Here is a 16,872-nt window from a genome sequence, read left to right as displayed (position 1 = left end):
ATATTTTTGTAAAGAGGAATTACGTTCATCATTTGGATTGAAACTGTGGCAAATGCTGTTGATGCGCCTCCAGCATTTCATCCAATAATGCCTTGGCTGAGTCCCCGCTTTGCACCAGTGGATTGAGCGTAAACGCCTGCAATGCAGTACCATAATCCCCAGTAACAGCCGCTTCAATCGTAAGCTCCTCCATAGCCTTCATCACCTGAAGCAAGCCCCGCTGCGCCGGAGGGAAGGAACCAAAATGAACCGGTTCGGCACCATGAGCCGTAATCATGCTGGTGATTTCGATAGCACTTTCCTGAGGCAGATCCGGGATCGCACCATTATTGCGTGTGCTGACGACCATTAGCGTCCCTTTATTGTTATAAATAGAGTTAATGATCTCACAGGCAGCATCACTATAATAAGCCCCACCCCGTTGCTCCAATTCCTTAGGCTTGTAATCCAGATTCGGATCCTTGTAGAGCTCGAACAGACTTTCCTCCAGACGCTTGACGACTTGACCGCGTGTGCCTTCTTTTTGCGCCTCCTCCAGCTCTTCCTTCAGCATCGCATCTGTCATGTAGTAGTACCGATGGTATGGACAAGGCAGCATTTCCAATTGCACAAGCTGCTCATGCAGGAAACGCATGTTTTTAATATTCTCCACCATCTTCTCAGGCTCGGCATCAGGACCATACATCTTGTCGATCGCTTCTCCTGTGAGCTCCTGTCCGGCTTGATCATAGATCTTGTGCCAGTGCAGGTGATTAATGCCCGCGAATTTGAAGAACAGCTCTTCCTCCACTTTGCCCAGCACGGCCGCTTCGGTCTTCGTAGCCATGATCGGGACGTTGCATAAGCCGATGACCCGTTCCCACTGTCCATAACGGAGCACTGCCTCGGTAACCATCCCTGCCGGATTGGTGAAATTGATCAGCCAGGCGTTCGGGCACAGTTCCTTCATATCCTCCACAATCTGCAGAATCACAGGAATCGTACGGAAGGCCTTGAACATCCCCCCTGCTCCATTCGTTTCCTGTCCAATTTGCCCATGCTTCAGTGGAATCATCTCATCCTTGATACGAGCTTCCATCTGACCTACACGGAATTGCGTAGTTACAAAATCTGCATTCTGCAGTGCTTCACGACGATTCAACGTCAAATGTACCTCGCAATCGATCCCTGCTGCCTTGACCATGCGTTGTGCCATCGCCCCTACAATTTCCAGCTTTTCCTTACCCTCTTCAATATCAACAAGCCATAATTCCCGAATAGGAAGTTCTTGATAGCGCTTAATAAAACCTTCAATAAGCTCTGGAGTGTAGCTGGAGCCGCCGCCAATAGTTACGATTTTAATTCCTTTTTTCATAGGTCACCCTCCTGAAATGGTATTGAATCTCTCTACAATCCCAATGTAATGTATGTAATGCATTACAGGTCAAGCATTAAATTCAACTTCATGAAATAACGGTATGATCTGCTTTGTAGCCGCTTCCCGAACTGTGTTATGCTTGATGCTGAGGTGAACACAGATGCCAAACATTCAACAAATCGCCCGCATGGCAGGTGTATCAACAGCAACCGTCTCACGGGTCTTGAATAACTACCCCTATGTAAGTGAGACCACACGTCAAAAGGTACTCATGATCATGGAGCAACTGGACTATGTCCCCAACGGAAATGCGATTACGCTGAAAAAAGGAGCCACCCATCTTATCGGGATCATTTCCGTCACCTTCAGTCCGCTGCTTATTAGCTTCCTTGATGCGTTTAATCTGGCGGCGGAGAAATACGGATTTAACATTACGCTGTTCATTACTAATGGAGACGCGGGCAAAGAGCATGTGGCCCTAGAGATGCTAAAGCGCAAGCAATTGGATGCGCTCGTATTTGTGCTGCGGACAAATGAATGGGAGGTCATTGAATCCTATACGAAATACGGGCCTATTGTGACATGGCAGCGGCTTGAGAATGAGCGTATCCCCTCCGTATTTATGGATCAGTATGACGCCTATGCGACAGGACTGGAGCATCTGTACGCCAAGGGATATCGCAATATTCTCAATGTCTATCCGATGTCCACAGGTCTGAATACACTGGAGCGTAGACGTGCTTACGCTGATTTTGCACATAGACGGCAGATCACGGCAGATGATTTCCCTCTCTTTCAGGACAAGACCTCCATTCAGGACGGCGAAGAGCTCGCCTCATGGTGGGTATCACAGACGCGTCGGCCTGATGCTATTTTCTGTGCAACGGATGAGGTTGCTGCTGGCTGCATAACCACTCTGCACCGAATGGGAATATCCGCTCCAGGAGAAGTGGGAATTATGGGCTTCAACAATACGGAGGTAGCGCATCTGCTGGATCTGACCACCATTCATTATCCCGTTCAGCAGCAGGCTGAGAATGCATTTATCATCATACACAACATGCTGAATGCCAGGCAGGAAGCAGTGGCTCCCCTGGAGTATCGCCTAATTGAACGGCATTCAACATAATAAGGCATAATACCGATGGTATAGACTTTTTCACCTATAGCTTGGCGGACCTCTTCATAGTATTATCCGAAGTCGTCTGCGGTCGCCTGCTTATACCATTAGTATCAGGCCCGGAATTAATGGCTATAGCTCTGTTGTCATTATCAAAGGAACGAAGAGCGAGGCACAATTCGCCTGCCGGAACCGAGCGATGAGCTGTCTGCTCCAGTCCCTGCTATAGGCTGGATGTGAGCTCAGAAATAGCTCTTCCAAGTGATTAAAAGCCACGTCATACGGTATCGAAGGATTATCTCCGTTTACTGACATTTCTTCCCTCCCTCAAAGTCGCTCGTCCTCAAGGTGGCTCCTCCCGTTTAAAAATGTGAAATCGCCAATCCTATCCAGTAAGTACATACAATAATTTGGAGGGATATAAGTGACTTTTCCAGAACCGCTGTGGCGAGATTCCATCGATTTACCGGCATTCAAGGCATTAGAAGAAGATGTTCAGGTGGATGCTGTGATTGTAGGCGGCGGAATGGCAGGTATCACAACGGCCTATCTGCTAGCCAAGGAAGGCGTCAAGGTCGCATTGCTGGAAGCCGACACGCTGCTAAACGGCACAACAGGACACACGACGGCCAAGATCACTGCACAGCATGATCTGATCTACGATGAGCTGATCCAACATTTTGGAGCTACCAAGGCCAGACATTACTACGAGGCTAATATGGCAGCAAAGCAATTCATCGAGCACACGATTCGGGAGCAGCAGATTGATTGCGAGCTCCTTACGCAAGATGCATATTTGTATGCGACGACTGAGCAATCTGCACATAAGCTGGAGACGGAGTACAAGGCTTATGATCAACTGGGTATTACAGGCGAATTGGTCGACAGTATCCCTTTTGACCTCAAGATATACAAAGCGCTTAAGATGGACAACCAGGCACAGTTCCATCCTTTGAAATACTTGAAGCACCTGGTACAACAGTTCGTGGAGGCTGGCGGCCTTATTTTCGAGCACACCCCGGCAGTCAATGTAAAAGAAGATGGTGAACAGATCGCCGTTCTTACCCGTAATGGACCGAATGTAACGGGAAGCCATGTCATTGCTTGCTCCCATTTCCCCTTCTACGAAGGAACTGGGCTGTATTCGGCAAGAATGCATGCCGATCGCTCGTATGTTCTTGCATGCAAGACCAAGAAGCCCTATCCGGGTGGGATGTACCTGAGTATCGACCAGCCAAGCCGGTCACTTCGGTCAGTACAGCATGGTAATGATACGCTGGTGCTCATCGGAGGCGACAGCCATAAAGCTGGGCAAGGAGAGAATACGGAGACACACTACCAGGCACTGGAGAGCTTCACTCAGGAGTTACTGGGACTGGAGAGCATCGTATTTCGCTGGTCAACACAGGATCTGGTGACGCTGGACAAGCTGCCCTACGTCGGTCCGATTACCTCCTCCCAGCCGCGGGTCCTGATCGCAACCGGTTTCCGTAAATGGGGAATGACGAATAGTACAGCAGCTGCTCAGCTACTCAAGGATCTTGTCTTGGGTAAAGACAATCCTTATACCGATCTGTATACGCCGTTGCGCTTCACCCCCGATCCGAGTCTCAAGACTTTGGTCAAGGAAAATGCGAATGTCGTCAAGCATCTGATCAAAGGGAAGCTGGAGACGTCGGAGATTATGCCGCAGGATCTGGCAAAAGATCAGGGGGCCGTCATTACGCTGCACGGGGAACGAAAAGGGGCCTACCGTGATCAGGAAGGACAGCTTCACATTGTCGATACGACCTGTACGCATGTTGGCTGTGAGGTGAACTGGAATGCCGGAGACCGGACATGGGATTGTCCTTGCCATGGATCGAGGTTCTCCTATACGGGGGACGTTATCGAAGGCCCGGCAGAGAAACCATTGCAGCGAACGCATTACGATATGCTGGACAATCTGACAAGCCCGGAATCAGGTTATTAGGACCTTGAACATATTAAATGATTTAATGTGAGTGCCGTGCCTCCATCACAGGTCTGTTGCTGATGCTGATTTGGCCAATTCATTAGCCACATGACGGTTGTATTCAGCCGTTATGTGGCTATGAATTAATTTCTCAGGGTTTTAAAGTGCAAAACAGCTTCTCTCTCCGTTATGCCTGCAATTATTTGAAGCTCCTCCTCGCTCACCTTAACCAAGTCAGACATAGAGATTCCTCGCTTTAATCCATCATGGCAGTCGCCGATCCGAATCATTTGATCCACCTTTACAAAGGGCTTTAATCGCGCAGCAACTGCAATATATTAATCGGTTGTCATAACATTGAGAAACCACCTAAGTGGTTTCCCTTTCCAAGAGTGTAACCGGAAGATACCGTTCCTCGGCTTCATGATCCGCTTCCCCATCTATTTTCTCCAGCAATATCCGGATAGATTCCTGCGCAATTTCTTCTATGGGCTGGCGTATTGTAGATAATTCAGGTAGAAATGCCTGTACGTTATCCGAGCCGTCGTATCCGATGACCTTGATATCTTCGGGGACACGTATTCCTTGTCGTTTAGCATACTGCAAAAAAGTGGCTGCGATTAAATCATCACTGGCAAATACGCCATCCAATCCTGGATTCTCCTGAACAATTTGATCAAATAAGTCGATGTACGCTTTTTGATCAAATGACTTGTGATTCTCGTATACTTTTGCAGCCATACCATGTTCCCTCATCACGTCCTCGTAGGCTTGCCGTCTCAGGTTCGCTGGTGTCTCCAACTCAATTGGCCCGTTGATGTGGATAATGTCCGTGCACCCACGACGAAGCAGCAGTTCTGTAGCGAGCTTTCCACCTGCATAGTTATCGGAGCCGACAACAGGAACTGAGGGTGACAGGTAACGATCAACTGCGACGACCGCCAGCTTATTTTGACTGTAGTCGCTAATCCCTCTGTTGTGAGAGCTCACTATGACTCCATCCACCTGATTACGCATTAACATTTCGATATATCGTCTTTCGTTATCCTCACTTCCAAGGCTATTACACAGAAGCACTTTATAGCCCTTTGCTGAACAAATGCTCTCGATGTGAAAAGCTAATTCACTAAAAAACGGATTATTAATTGTCGGTACGATCAATCCAATCAGATTCGTCTTTTTATTAAACAGCGATCTAGCAACATCGTTAGGAAAATAATTCAGTTCCCTCATTGCACCAAAAACGGCCGCTTTCGTTTCCTCGCTAATATAACCTCTATTGTTCATCACACGTGATACAGTTGTTTTTGAAACGCCTGCTCTTTCTGCGACGTCTCCAATCTTCGGATTCAATTTCATTCACACCGTCCTATTGTCAAAATTCCTCAAGTATTCGTTACGCTAATCATAACCTATTCCTTTACCATTAAACCACATTTACCGCTTTTATGAAACCGGTTGACATATGTTATCCGGTTGACATATAATTGCTCTCGAATCAGGGTCTTCTTAATCAAAGGTGACTACAACTTGGAAGCGCAATCTTGGGAGGAGTTATGAACTTGAAAAACACAACCGTTATAGCAACACAAAAAAACAGTTGGATTCATTATGTATTCAGAAATTATATCCTTTACTTATTTTTGCTTCCCGCTTTGATCTTGACCATCATCTTCAAATATGTGCCCATGTATGGTTCCATCATCGCATTTAAGAACTTTAGTCCAATGAAAGGTATTTGGGGGAGTGATTGGGTAGGTTTTGAGCATTTTTCTCGTTTTCTGACGTCACCTAACTTTTACGACATATTTCTAAATACGTTTAAATTAAGCGCTTACGGGTTGATTCTAGGGTTTCCTATCCCGATCGTGCTGGCACTGATGCTGAATTTGCTGAAAGGGCAAAAACTTAAAAAGAATGTTCAGTTGATCCTATATGCTCCCAATTTCATATCTGTTGTTGTTGTTACGGGAATGCTATTCGTCTTTTTATCACCAACGGGACTTGTCAATTCTATGGTTACTCTATTTACCGATAAACCCATCTCTTTTATGTCAGATCCTGCCTACTTCCGCACCATCTATATACTATCCGGGATATGGCAAAGTGCTGGGTGGTCATCAATCATCTACGTGGCAGCGCTTTCCAATGTTGATCCGCAGCTACATGATGCAGCTACTGTGGATGGGGCCTCTCTGCTTAAGCGCATTTGGCATATTGACCTTCCTGCCTTGAAGCCAGTTATGGCGGTGTTATTTATATTATCTGCAGGCGGTATTATGTCCATTGGTTATGAGAAAGCTTTCCTGATGCAGACACCATTAAATTCTCCTACCTCGGAAATTATTGCTACCTACGTGTACAAGGTAGGGCTACAATCCGGTGATTATGCTTATTCCACAGCTATAGGTCTTTTCAACTCCGTAATTAACGTGATTCTGCTGGTATTCGTTAATGCGGTTGTAAAGAAGCTGAATGAAGGCGAAGGCCTGTATTAGAAGGAGGACCCATGAATCTTCAATTATCGAAAAAAGACCGTGTACTGCTTGGGGTCAATTATGTCATCCTTGCTCTTTTCGTATTAATCATCCTTTTTCCACTGCTCTATGTCCTGCTCGCCTCCTTTCTCAATCCCAACGTGCTCATCACGAAGGGTCTGGCGATCAGCCCATCGGATTGGAGCCTGGTGGGCTACGAGAAGATACTAGGCAACGAAGCTATGATTCGAGGCTTCTTCAACTCCTTGCTCTACTCGGCTGCCTTTGCTGCTGCAACTGTGATCGTATCCGTGCTGGCAGCTTATCCATTATCTATCGAAGGATTTGTCGGTAAAAGGCTTTTTATGATCTTATTTCTAATTACGATGTTTTTCAGTGGCGGACTGATTCCTACCTTTCTGGTCGTGAAGGATTTGGGTATGCTGGATACCATTTGGTCTATCATTTTGCCTAGTGCTGTCAGCGTATTCAATATTATATTAGCCCGCACCTATTTTATGGGTCTTCCGAAAGAGCTCTTCCAAGCAGCCCAGATTGATGGAGCATCAGAGCTCGGTATTTTTTTCAAAATCGTCCTTCCACTCTCCAAACCAATCGTGTTTGTACTCGCGCTATATGCTTTCGTTGGACAGTGGAATTCCTATTTTGATGCCATGATCTATTTGGAGAGTAACCGGCTATACCCTCTTCAGCTTGTTCTTCGGTCCATCCTCGTCCAGAACCAGGTGGACCCAGGTATGATTTCAGACGCGCTCGCCCAGGCAGAACTTAAGAAACTGTCAGAAATGATCAAGTATTCTTCCATTATTGTCTCAAGTCTGCCACTTATGATTATGTATCCTTTCTTCCAGAAATATTTCGAGAAGGGTGTTCTTGTAGGCTCTATCAAATAACCATAAGCAAGGAGAATTCATATGAAAATCAACTTTAAACCTGTTGCTCTCTTCGCTTTATCTGTAGCTGTCCTTGCGGGGTGCGGTGGCAATGCAGGCTCGTCTGCTTCTCCAGAGTACAATCTGCAGAACGTCACATTTCCCCTTCAAGAGAAAGTAACGCTGAATTTCATAACCCAAAGCTCGCCGCTTGCTCCTTCAGACCCGAACGAGAAGCTGATCTATCAAAGACTGGAGGAGCACACGGGGGTCCACATTAATTGGAAGAACTATACCTCTGATTCATTTACCGAGAAAAGAAACCTGGCCGTCGCAAGCGGGGATTTGCCTGATGCCATTATGGACGCTGGATATACCGACTATGAATTGTTGCAGCTTGGAAGCGATGGAACCATTGTCCCGGTAGAAGAGCTTATCGAACAGCATATGCCTAATTTGAAAAAGGTGCTGGACGAAGCACCTGAATACAAAGCGATGATCACTGCACCTGATGGTCATATTTATGCCTTCCCCTGGATTGAGGAGCTTGGCTCTGGCAAGGAGAGCATCCATTCCGTTAATGGTATGGCCTGGATCAACATGGAGTGGCTAAATAAGCTGGGTCTAGACATGCCTTCGACAACCGAGGAACTGAAGAAGGCACTGCTTGCCTTCAAGGAAGGTGATCCAAACGGTAACGGTGAGGCGGATGAGATTCCCATGTCCTTCATTATGAACAACGGTAACGAGGATATGAACTTTCTGTTTGGGTCCTTTGGATTCGGTGACAACGGGGATCATACGGTCGTCACCAATGACGGCCAAGTGCTGTTTACCGCAGACCAGGATGGATATAAGGAGGCGATCAAATATTTCCATGAATTGTATGCAATGAACTTAATCGATGAAGAGTCATTTGAACAGGACTACAATACTTACTTAGCCAAAGGACAGGATCACCGCTACGGCCTTTACTTTCAGTGGGATAAAGCTAACATCACAGGCAACAACGATAAATATGAGCTACTTCCACCTCTGGTTGGACCGGACGGCAAGAGTAACGTAACACGAACGAACAATTTCGGGTTCAGTCGTGGGAAGATGGTGATTACCAGCACGAATAAAAATCTGGAATTAACTGCGAAGTGGATTGATCAGCTCTACGAGCCGATTCAATCTGTACAGAACAATTGGGGAACATACGGTGATGAAACGCAACAGAATATTTTCAAGTTCGACGAGAACAAGAACATGCTAACTCATCTTCCTCTTGAAGGAAGCGCACCTGTTGAGCTAAGACAAAAAACGAACATTGGCGGTCCACTAGCCATCCTGGATGAATATTACGGAGTGTATACCACTAAGCCTGACGATGCCTCCTGGAGGCTTGACCTTATGAAGGAGAAGCTTGTTCCACATATGGAGGCTGATCACAATTATCCGCCGATCTTCTTCTCTCTTGAAGATCAAAAGCAGCTGTCCACGATCGAAACGGACCTATTTGCCTATGTGAACCGCAAACGGGCGGAATGGATTAAAAATGGTAATGTCGATGCGGAATGGAATGAATATTTGCAAGAGCTTAATAGACTCGGTCTGGACAGATGGCTGGCTATTAAACAAAAGGGATACGATAGTTATACAAATTCCTAAATAATGGAGGCCACATAATGAATAGCATAGAATTAGTGAAATATAGACCAGCATGGCACTTTTCTCCGAAGGAACACTGGATTAATGATCCTAATGGTCTTGTCTATTTTGAGGGAGAGTATCATTTGTTTTACCAGTATCATCCTTACGGAACGACATGGGGCCCTATGCACTGGGGGCATGCCGTTAGTACAGATCTGATTCACTGGGAGGAGCTCGGTATTGCTTTATACCCAGATGACAACGGAACCATATTCTCCGGGAGCGCCGTCATTGACTGGAATAATACGACTGGTTTCTTCCCGAATAAGCCAGGCATTGTAGCCATATTCACTAGCCATAAGGACGGAATCAATGGAGGTCCAGCTGTTCAAGCTCAAAGCTTGGCCTACAGTCATGATCAAGGGAGAAGCTGGATGAAATATGATGGCAATCCAGTCTTGCGTAGTGAAGGCAAAGTCGACTTCAGAGATCCTAAAGTATTCTGGCATCCACCTACTGAACAATGGATCATGGCCCTTGCTACTGGGCAGACTATAACCTTTTTTATCTCTTCTGACTTGAAGGAATGGACACTAACCAGTGAGTTTGGAGATGGAATCGGTATACATGATGGCGTGTGGGAATGCCCTGATCTTTTCCCGTTAACGATTGAGGGGACGAACACGACCAAGTGGGTGTTATTGGTTAGTGTCGGAGATAATCCTGAATTGGAGTCAGGCTCACTAACGCAATATTTTATCGGTTCCTTTGACGGAATCACATTTAAGCCCGACGATGAAAGTATCCGCATCCTTGACCATGGACGTGATAACTATGCAGGTGTGAGCTTCTCAGACATACCTGAGCAAGATGGACGGCGCATATATCTGGGTTGGATGAGCAACTGGCGTTACGCCAATCAAGTGCCCACATCGGGCTGGAGAGGCGCAATGACCGTACCGCGTGTGCTTGAACTAAAGCAAGTAAATGATGAAACCCTTCTTGTGCAAATGCCCGTTGAAGAAGCAGACAGCTATTTCTCACAAGTACATTTGACTAGTTCCGATCTGGAGATCATGGATGGCACGCCAAAGGAATTTACTTGGGGACTAGATGCCCTGGATCTGAACATAAAATTTGATATGGGCTCCGCTCACTTATTGGAACTCATTATACAGCACGCTGATCAGCAGCAATCGACCATCACCTACTCTGCAACGGATGGCACCTTTACAGTAGATCGTAAAAACGCTGGGCAAGTGGATTTCTCAGAGATGTTTACCAAGCCCCAATCCGTTACGATCATTTCTAGAGATTCGCTTGAGCTACGTTTAATGTTGGATACAGCTTCCATGGAGCTATTCATGAATGGCGGGGAGCATGCGTTAACCAGTTTATTGTTCCCCGAAAGCACATGTGAGAAAATAACCATTCAAGCAACAGGGGGCTCCATCAACCTAAGAAAATTAACCTTGTCGGCTCCAGAAAATAAGTCCATTTAAATCATTCCTTATTAAGCGAGGCACTTTCTTACGTTCGTTCTACCTAGCAGGTTGGACAAATCTAAATTAAAGAAACGACTTTAGTTCTAACTTCCATTAGACTAAAGTCGTTTCTTTGGTTTACTGTAGTTATTTCATCGACTCGGACAGCTCTGTGAAAATAACGCCTAGTGCGTAAGCGCCAGCATCAGGATATCCCAGACTACGATCACCGACTGTGCCTGCCCGGCCCAAGCGTGCCACGATATCTTCCGTTTTCTTCGCTCCCTCGACGGCTGCTGCTGCACCTTTGGCAAATGCGGTTTTGAAGTCATCGCCAGACTCCGCACTTTGCGTCCAAGCATCGGCACATGGAACAAGTGCATCAATCAATGTCTTGTCTCCTACAACGGCACCCCGACCGAAGGAGCGCTCTCCTGTCGATTGAATACCTTGAACCGCCGCCTGCATCATTTCGGCAAATGCAGCAACGCTCAATTGCTGTACATCCCCCACAGCCTTGCCTGCTGCACGAAAGGCCGAACCCCAGATCGGGCCAGACGCTCCACCACAGTATTCCATGATTACGAGCGAACAGGCATTGAGGAACGAACCGATGTCTTTCTTCTCTTCATTTATGATGTGATTCCATTCGCGCTTCAACTGACGGAAGCCCTTGGCCACACTCATGCCGAAATCGCCATCACCCGCATGGGAATCCAGTTCACAGAATGGCACTTCATTCTTGATGATGATCTCGCTCATTTTATCCATCAGGTAGACAATATTGTCCAAGGAGAATTGATTGTTGCTAATCACTGCAGACGTTGCAGGCGTCTCCACTTCATACGATACCGGAGCGTCTTCACTCTGAGCAGACTCTAACGCTTCGGAGTATGCCACTTGTGCTGCGGGAGGACCGGATACCTTGAACGCAGGCGCATCACTTTCCTTGAACAACAGTGTCTTCAGTTCGTCATCCAGCTTCAGTATGGTAAGGGATGCCCCTGCCATATCAATACTTGTCATGTAGTTGCCAATAAACGTCGTAGCCACCTGTAGACCTGCATGCCCTGCAAGCTCCCGCTGAACCGAATTGTTCAGCAGGTACAGCTCCTGAAGTGGTGTTGCGCCAAAGCCATTCACAAGCACCGCAATCTCGGCAGATGCATCCTTGTCCAGCTTCATATCTGCCAGTAATGCCCCGACCATCCGGCCTGCCAGCTCATCTGCGGATACGATTTTCTCACGGCGAATGCCTGGTTCACCATGGATACCTACACCGAATTCCATTTCGTCCGCTGCAATCTCGAATGTCGGGGTACCCTTGGCTGGAACCGTACAGGATGTGAATCCAAAACCAATGCTACGCACATTCTGTGCTGCTTTCTCCGCCACTGCTTTTACCTCTGCCAGACTGCGTCCTTCTTCTGCTGCTGCTCCGGCGATTTTGTGAACGAGTACCGTACCAGCAACGCCACGGCGACCTACAGTATATAGGCTGTCTTGTACAGCAATGTCATCCTCAACCCGTACATACTGTACGTCGATGCCATCTTCCTCTGCCAGATGCGCCGCATTCTTGAAGTTCATCATATCTCCACTATAGTTCTTGATAATCAAGAGTGTACCCTTGTCACTGGCCGTGGCCTTGATCGCCTGATACACCTGGATTTGGGAAGGAGATGCGAACACATCCCCACACACGGCTGCATCCAGCATGCCTTTTCCGACGTAGCCCGCGTGAGCCGGCTCATGTCCACTACCGCCGCCACTGATGAGACTGACTTTATCAGTCTGGATCTCTCTGCGCTTAATCACTTTATATTTCTTCAAAAATTCAAGCTCCGGGTGCGCAAGCGCAATCCCGTTGCACATCTCCATGACAACATTCTCAGCCTGATTGATTATTTTTTTCATTTTTTCCCCTCCCGGCGAGCTTTGTACTCCCGTCCGATCCGGTCAGCTGTTGCAATAGCGCCAGCAACCTCAGGAACTGTGATCGGGAACGGCATCGAGTGAATGGATTCCTCCGGAATACAAGCAATCTCTGCCACCTTCAGCAGCTCTTCCTGGCTGATCGTATCTACTCCGATATCGGCCAGACTGACTGGCAGGCCCACTTCAAGACAGAAGTCGAGTACCTGATGCAGCTCCTCGGTTGGAGCATTTTCAAGGACGAGCTGTGCAATGGTTCCGAACGCCACCTTTTCTCCGTGGAAGAAATGATGTGTACCCTCCAGAATAGTCAACCCGTTATGGATCGCGTGCGCTGCGGCCAGACCGCCACTCTCAAATCCAAGGCCAGACAGCAGGATGTTGGTCTCCACGATATTCTCCAGCGCTTGGGTCACCATGTTGCTGTCACTGGCTACCTTGGCCTTCACGCCATCGCTCAGCAGCATTTCATAACACAGCTTCGCCAAGGCAAGCGCTGCATTCGTACCGAATGCTGACGGTGTGTAGCCTTCACGGGAGCCCATCGGCAGACTTGCATTCACGCGGGAATAAGATTTCGCTGTTGCTCTTGCTTCGAAATAAGTAGAGAGTGCATCTCCCATACCAGATACCAGGAAACGTGTTGGAGCGTTGGCGATCACCGTTGTATCCACGAGAACTACACTCGGGCTTTGTTTGAAATAAGCATAGTCATCAAAGGCACCCTCTGGTGTATACAATACGGCGGAGTGGCTTGTCGGTGCGTCGGTTGCCGCAATCGTTGGGCAGATAATCAATGCCTCACCCTCTGCTACACATTTAGCCGCATCAATCGCTTTACCACCACCAAGGCCAATGGTGCAGGTGCAGCCTTTGTCCTTCGCAATCTCTTGCAAGCGTGCGACTTCCTCACGAGAGCATTCTCCTCTAAAACCGCTTTCAACAAAAGTAATATTGAACTTCTCTGCGGTTGCATCCAGCTTCGCCTTTACGCGCTGAACATCATCCGGATGTGCAATTAGCAAGGCAGAATTCCCGAAGGATTGTACAAAGTAACCCAGGTTCAACAGCTCATCTTCGCCCTGCACATATTTGGTTGGACTGATAAATGCTTTTCTCATATAGATATACGCCTCCTGATCTGATATAAAATCAGAAATATGTTTAAATTTTAATCGCTTACAATAACCCTAATATAACGCAGGATATGGACGTTTACAGTGGACTTTTATAACAAATAATTATAATTTTCAATCGTAATTTTTTGCCTTTTCACACATTCGTGGTATGTTATTGTCATGAGATGGTTGCATATTGACCTCCCATACTACATTACCCATCGTTATTCCATCTTAATATGTACAAATTGCTAACTTTTAACGGCCAAATTCATGGATTCAGGTTAGCTATGGAGGTCGCACCTATGATCAAAGAATATCTACATATTCATAAAATTCTGGACCTTACCAAATGGAAACGTCTACAGGACTCACTTGCAACGGTGACCAAGCTCGCAATACTAACCGTGGATTATAAAGGTATTCCCGTAACCAGTCATAGTAGCTGCCAGGCCTTCTGCCAGAATGTTCGCCAAGATCCCGAGCTTCTTCCCTACTGCCAAAAATGTGATGCGCGCGGCGGTCTGGAAGCCGTTCGACTCAATGAACCCTACGTCTATCTTTGTCATTTCAATATTATAGATATTGCGATTCCCATTACGATCGATGGTAAATATATCGGCGCCGTGATGGCGGGACAAGTGAAGCTCGCCGACCCCGAGAAAGGGACTGAACTGGAGCAGATCGTCACTTCCAAGAACGTGCCCATGCATGCCGGAAAGCTGGAGGAATTAAAGAGTGACTATGACCAGTTGCCTGTCATGACCTATGATGAAATTGTGAGCATCTCCAATATGCTTTCCCTGCTCTGCAGCTACATTGTGGAGGAGGCACTGAACAAGCATTTGCTGGTCGAAATGTTTGAGAAAGCCTCAGGAAATCAGGAGTCGTTGAACCTGTCCACCATTCTGCCCGGCTACTCCATTCGCAATATCGAATCCATTAAAAAAGAGATGACCAATGCGATTGCAGATGCCTATCTCAAGAACAGCCCGAGCGATACCGACATCACGAGCCCGGTGCTACAGCCTGCTTTTGAATACATACACAGTCACAAGAGTGAACAGATTGCGCTCAAACAAATGGCCGAGCTGTGTCACCTGAGTCCAAGCTATTTCAGCAGGTTGTTCGCCAAGGAGACTGGCGAGAACTTCACAACTTATCTGGCAAGGCTGAAGATCAAGTGGGCTAAGCAATTGCTGGAGGTCACCGACATGCCCGTCGCACAGATCAGTGATGAGCTGGGATTCAATGAATCGGGGTATTTTATCAAAATCTTCAAAAAGTTCGAGGAGATCACGCCTGCCCTCTATCGCAAGTACATTCAAGAGAAGTCTGTTCGGTAGGGGTCTACAGTCTTTCCCCCAAAAAAGCAGTGGCCCACGTTCCTCCTGCTCTATATGCGAATACTAGTACTTTTATTAACAAAAGAGCTCCACCGGCATTAGCTGGTGAAGCCCTAGAAAGCACAATAGCTCTATGGCAGGATTTATATTAATACTCACTTACCTCAAAGGTCAGCACACGATCATACAAAATGTAATCCTTACGACTGCTGAATGGACCTTTGTTATTATCATGCTTATTGATGGCGTAGGAGGCTTTTCCTGATCCGGCCTGCTTTGCTTCGTACCAGGCAATGAAGTCGTTTACTTCTTTCATGCTCAGATCGAATTCCTTCTCCAGCCCAGTCGTCATTGTGACTACCAAGATAGCTCGGTTGCCGGATGGTTGTTCTGGCACTGTGGGTTCCTCAGTTCCAGGTTCCTCTGGATTCGTTGGTTCCCCTGTTCCTGGTTGCTCAGTTCCTGGCTCTCCCGGTGTTGTCGGTTCCTCAGCTTCTGAATCTTCTGGGGTTGCTGAGGCTTCATTAGAAGGAAGAACTTCCACTCCATTCACAATTGGAATGACGTTAAAGTAATATGTTATCCCATTCGTTAGCTCTGGGATAACAAGACCCTCAAATTTGTCCTTCGTTACTGTCAGCGTTTCGGTATACTTTCCAGGTTCTGTACCATAGCGTACCGTATAAGAATCGGCCTCAGGAACCTGATCCCATGTCAGTGTTGCCTGACGATCACCGCCAGAAGCAGTCAATGTAGTTGGATTTTCAACAGGAATATTATATACGTCCCATTCCAAGACTTTTAGGGTTGGGTTGGTCTTTACCGAGTTCCATACCACCATTTTCTTCACGCCTTCTATAGATTTGGCAAAAGGATAAATTCCATTATCCCCTGAAATGGTCTGCCTGAATCTGGTGATTTCTTTGTTTGCGGAATCATAAAATATAAAAGTTAAAGTATATTTGTTATAGTTTTCTATATATAGTTTATATGCAGTAATATCAACCGGAGTAGAAAACTGATAGATCAAAAAATCATTCACAGTCCGGCTTTCGATTTCAGAACGCAAATTAAAAAAGGTTGAGAAATCATTATCCGTAACAGTACTCGTTTTTCCTATGGGGTTAGTCGGATGGCTTCCTGTCTGAATAACCTGACCTCTTAGCATCCCAACAGGCTCAGCGCCTGCCGTAGCAGGAAAGAATGCCAGAAACAACGATACTGTACACATCAATGACACGAGACTTTTATACATTGTATTCCCCTCTTCCATGGTATATGAATGTATGATAGACAAGTTCTGAATTACTGTCTAAACATATACTTGCTGATCTATAAAAATATACTGTAATTTTGCATATTTGTTTATAATGGTTTTCAAACGAACGCACAAAAACTCTGACAGCGTTAGCCGTCAGAGCTCTTAAGGGCACTTCTAAATATCTCCTGTAATCCTCCAAACGCCTCTTTTTCTGATTCTTCGTCCTCGTCGACTTCGTCATGCACCTCAGGTGATCACAGACACTAATGCTTATGTTAACAAAAAGCTTAGT

13 protein-coding genes are annotated in these 16,872 nt (G+C 46.6%); 7 read left to right on the top strand and 6 right to left on the bottom strand.

Features of this window, described 5'->3' with window-relative positions; translation table 11 throughout:
* Positions 1-28: 28 nt before the first annotated feature.
* A complete protein-coding gene (locus D328_RS0120195) occupies positions 29-1,354 on the bottom strand; it encodes a 6-phospho-beta-glucosidase (RefSeq protein ID WP_018886855.1) in 1,326 nt (441 codons plus the stop codon).
* 163 nt (positions 1,355-1,517) lie between these two features.
* Here D328_RS0120195 and D328_RS0120190 point away from each other — a divergent pair, with 163 nt between their 5' ends.
* Positions 1,518-2,486, top strand: a complete 969-nt coding sequence (locus D328_RS0120190) for a LacI family DNA-binding transcriptional regulator (RefSeq protein WP_018886854.1) — start codon at positions 1,518-1,520, stop codon at positions 2,484-2,486.
* Positions 2,487-2,609: 123 nt separating this feature from the next.
* On the opposite strand, the gene D328_RS0120185 is transcribed toward D328_RS0120190, so the two are convergent.
* Positions 2,610-2,792, bottom strand: a complete 183-nt coding sequence (locus D328_RS0120185; protein ID WP_018886853.1) for a hypothetical protein — start codon at positions 2,790-2,792, stop codon at positions 2,610-2,612.
* Between the two features lie 109 nt (positions 2,793-2,901).
* Here D328_RS0120185 and D328_RS0120180 point away from each other — a divergent pair, with 109 nt between their 5' ends.
* A complete protein-coding gene (locus tag D328_RS0120180) occupies positions 2,902-4,449 on the top strand; it encodes an FAD-dependent oxidoreductase (protein ID WP_018886852.1) in 1,548 nt (515 codons plus the stop codon).
* A 351-nt stretch (positions 4,450-4,800) separates the two neighbouring features.
* Here the strand turns inward: D328_RS0120180 and D328_RS0120170 are convergent, their stop codons facing one another.
* On the bottom strand, positions 4,801-5,784 hold the full coding sequence (locus D328_RS0120170; protein ID WP_026281287.1) for a LacI family DNA-binding transcriptional regulator: 984 nt from the start codon (positions 5,782-5,784) through the stop codon (positions 4,801-4,803).
* A 203-nt stretch (positions 5,785-5,987) separates the two neighbouring features.
* On the opposite strand from D328_RS0120170, the gene D328_RS0120165 reads away from it, so the two are divergent.
* The 4 genes from D328_RS0120165 to D328_RS0120150 are packed head-to-tail and all read left to right on the top strand — an operon-like array spanning position 5,988 to position 10,938.
* Positions 5,988-6,929, top strand: coding sequence for an ABC transporter permease (locus tag D328_RS0120165; RefSeq protein ID WP_018886849.1), 942 nt, complete (start codon positions 5,988-5,990; stop codon positions 6,927-6,929).
* Between the two features lie 11 nt (positions 6,930-6,940).
* Positions 6,941-7,822: a carbohydrate ABC transporter permease gene (locus D328_RS0120160; protein ID WP_018886848.1), complete on the top strand. Its 882-nt coding sequence runs from the start codon at positions 6,941-6,943 to the stop codon at positions 7,820-7,822.
* 21 nt (positions 7,823-7,843) lie between these two features.
* Positions 7,844-9,454 carry an ABC transporter substrate-binding protein gene (locus D328_RS0120155; RefSeq protein WP_018886847.1) on the top strand — a complete coding sequence of 537 codons (1,611 nt, stop codon included), beginning with the start codon at positions 7,844-7,846 and terminating at the stop codon, positions 9,452-9,454.
* A 17-nt stretch (positions 9,455-9,471) separates the two neighbouring features.
* Entirely contained in the window at positions 9,472-10,938 is a 1,467-nt protein-coding gene (locus tag D328_RS0120150) for a glycoside hydrolase family 32 protein (RefSeq protein WP_018886846.1), read from the top strand.
* 129 nt (positions 10,939-11,067) lie between these two features.
* Here D328_RS0120150 and dhaK read toward each other — a convergent pair whose 3' ends face one another.
* Complete coding sequence (dhaK, locus tag D328_RS30790; RefSeq protein WP_018886845.1) at positions 11,068-12,837, bottom strand: dihydroxyacetone kinase subunit DhaK; 1,770 nt, start codon at positions 12,835-12,837, stop codon at positions 11,068-11,070.
* Positions 12,834-13,976 carry a glycerol dehydrogenase gene (locus tag D328_RS0120140; protein WP_018886844.1) on the bottom strand — a complete coding sequence of 381 codons (1,143 nt, stop codon included), beginning with the start codon at positions 13,974-13,976 and terminating at the stop codon, positions 12,834-12,836. The genes dhaK and D328_RS0120140 overlap by 4 nt, the downstream gene beginning before the upstream one ends.
* 302 nt (positions 13,977-14,278) lie before the next feature.
* On the opposite strand from D328_RS0120140, the gene D328_RS0120135 reads away from it, so the two are divergent.
* A complete protein-coding gene (locus D328_RS0120135; RefSeq protein WP_018886843.1) occupies positions 14,279-15,319 on the top strand; it encodes a PocR ligand-binding domain-containing protein in 1,041 nt (346 codons plus the stop codon).
* A 148-nt stretch (positions 15,320-15,467) separates the two neighbouring features.
* Here D328_RS0120135 and D328_RS31610 read toward each other — a convergent pair whose 3' ends face one another.
* Positions 15,468-16,574 carry a fibronectin type III domain-containing protein gene (locus D328_RS31610; RefSeq protein ID WP_018886842.1) on the bottom strand — a complete coding sequence of 369 codons (1,107 nt, stop codon included), beginning with the start codon at positions 16,572-16,574 and terminating at the stop codon, positions 15,468-15,470.
* Between the last annotated feature and the right edge of the window lie 298 nt (positions 16,575-16,872).

This window comes from Paenibacillus massiliensis 2301065 = DSM 16942, assembly GCF_000377505.1.
GTDB lineage: Bacteria > Bacillota > Bacilli > Paenibacillales > Paenibacillaceae > Paenibacillus > Paenibacillus massiliensis.
The sequence above is the reverse complement of the archived record's forward strand: the minus strand, read 5'-3'. Positions and strand labels throughout refer to the sequence as shown.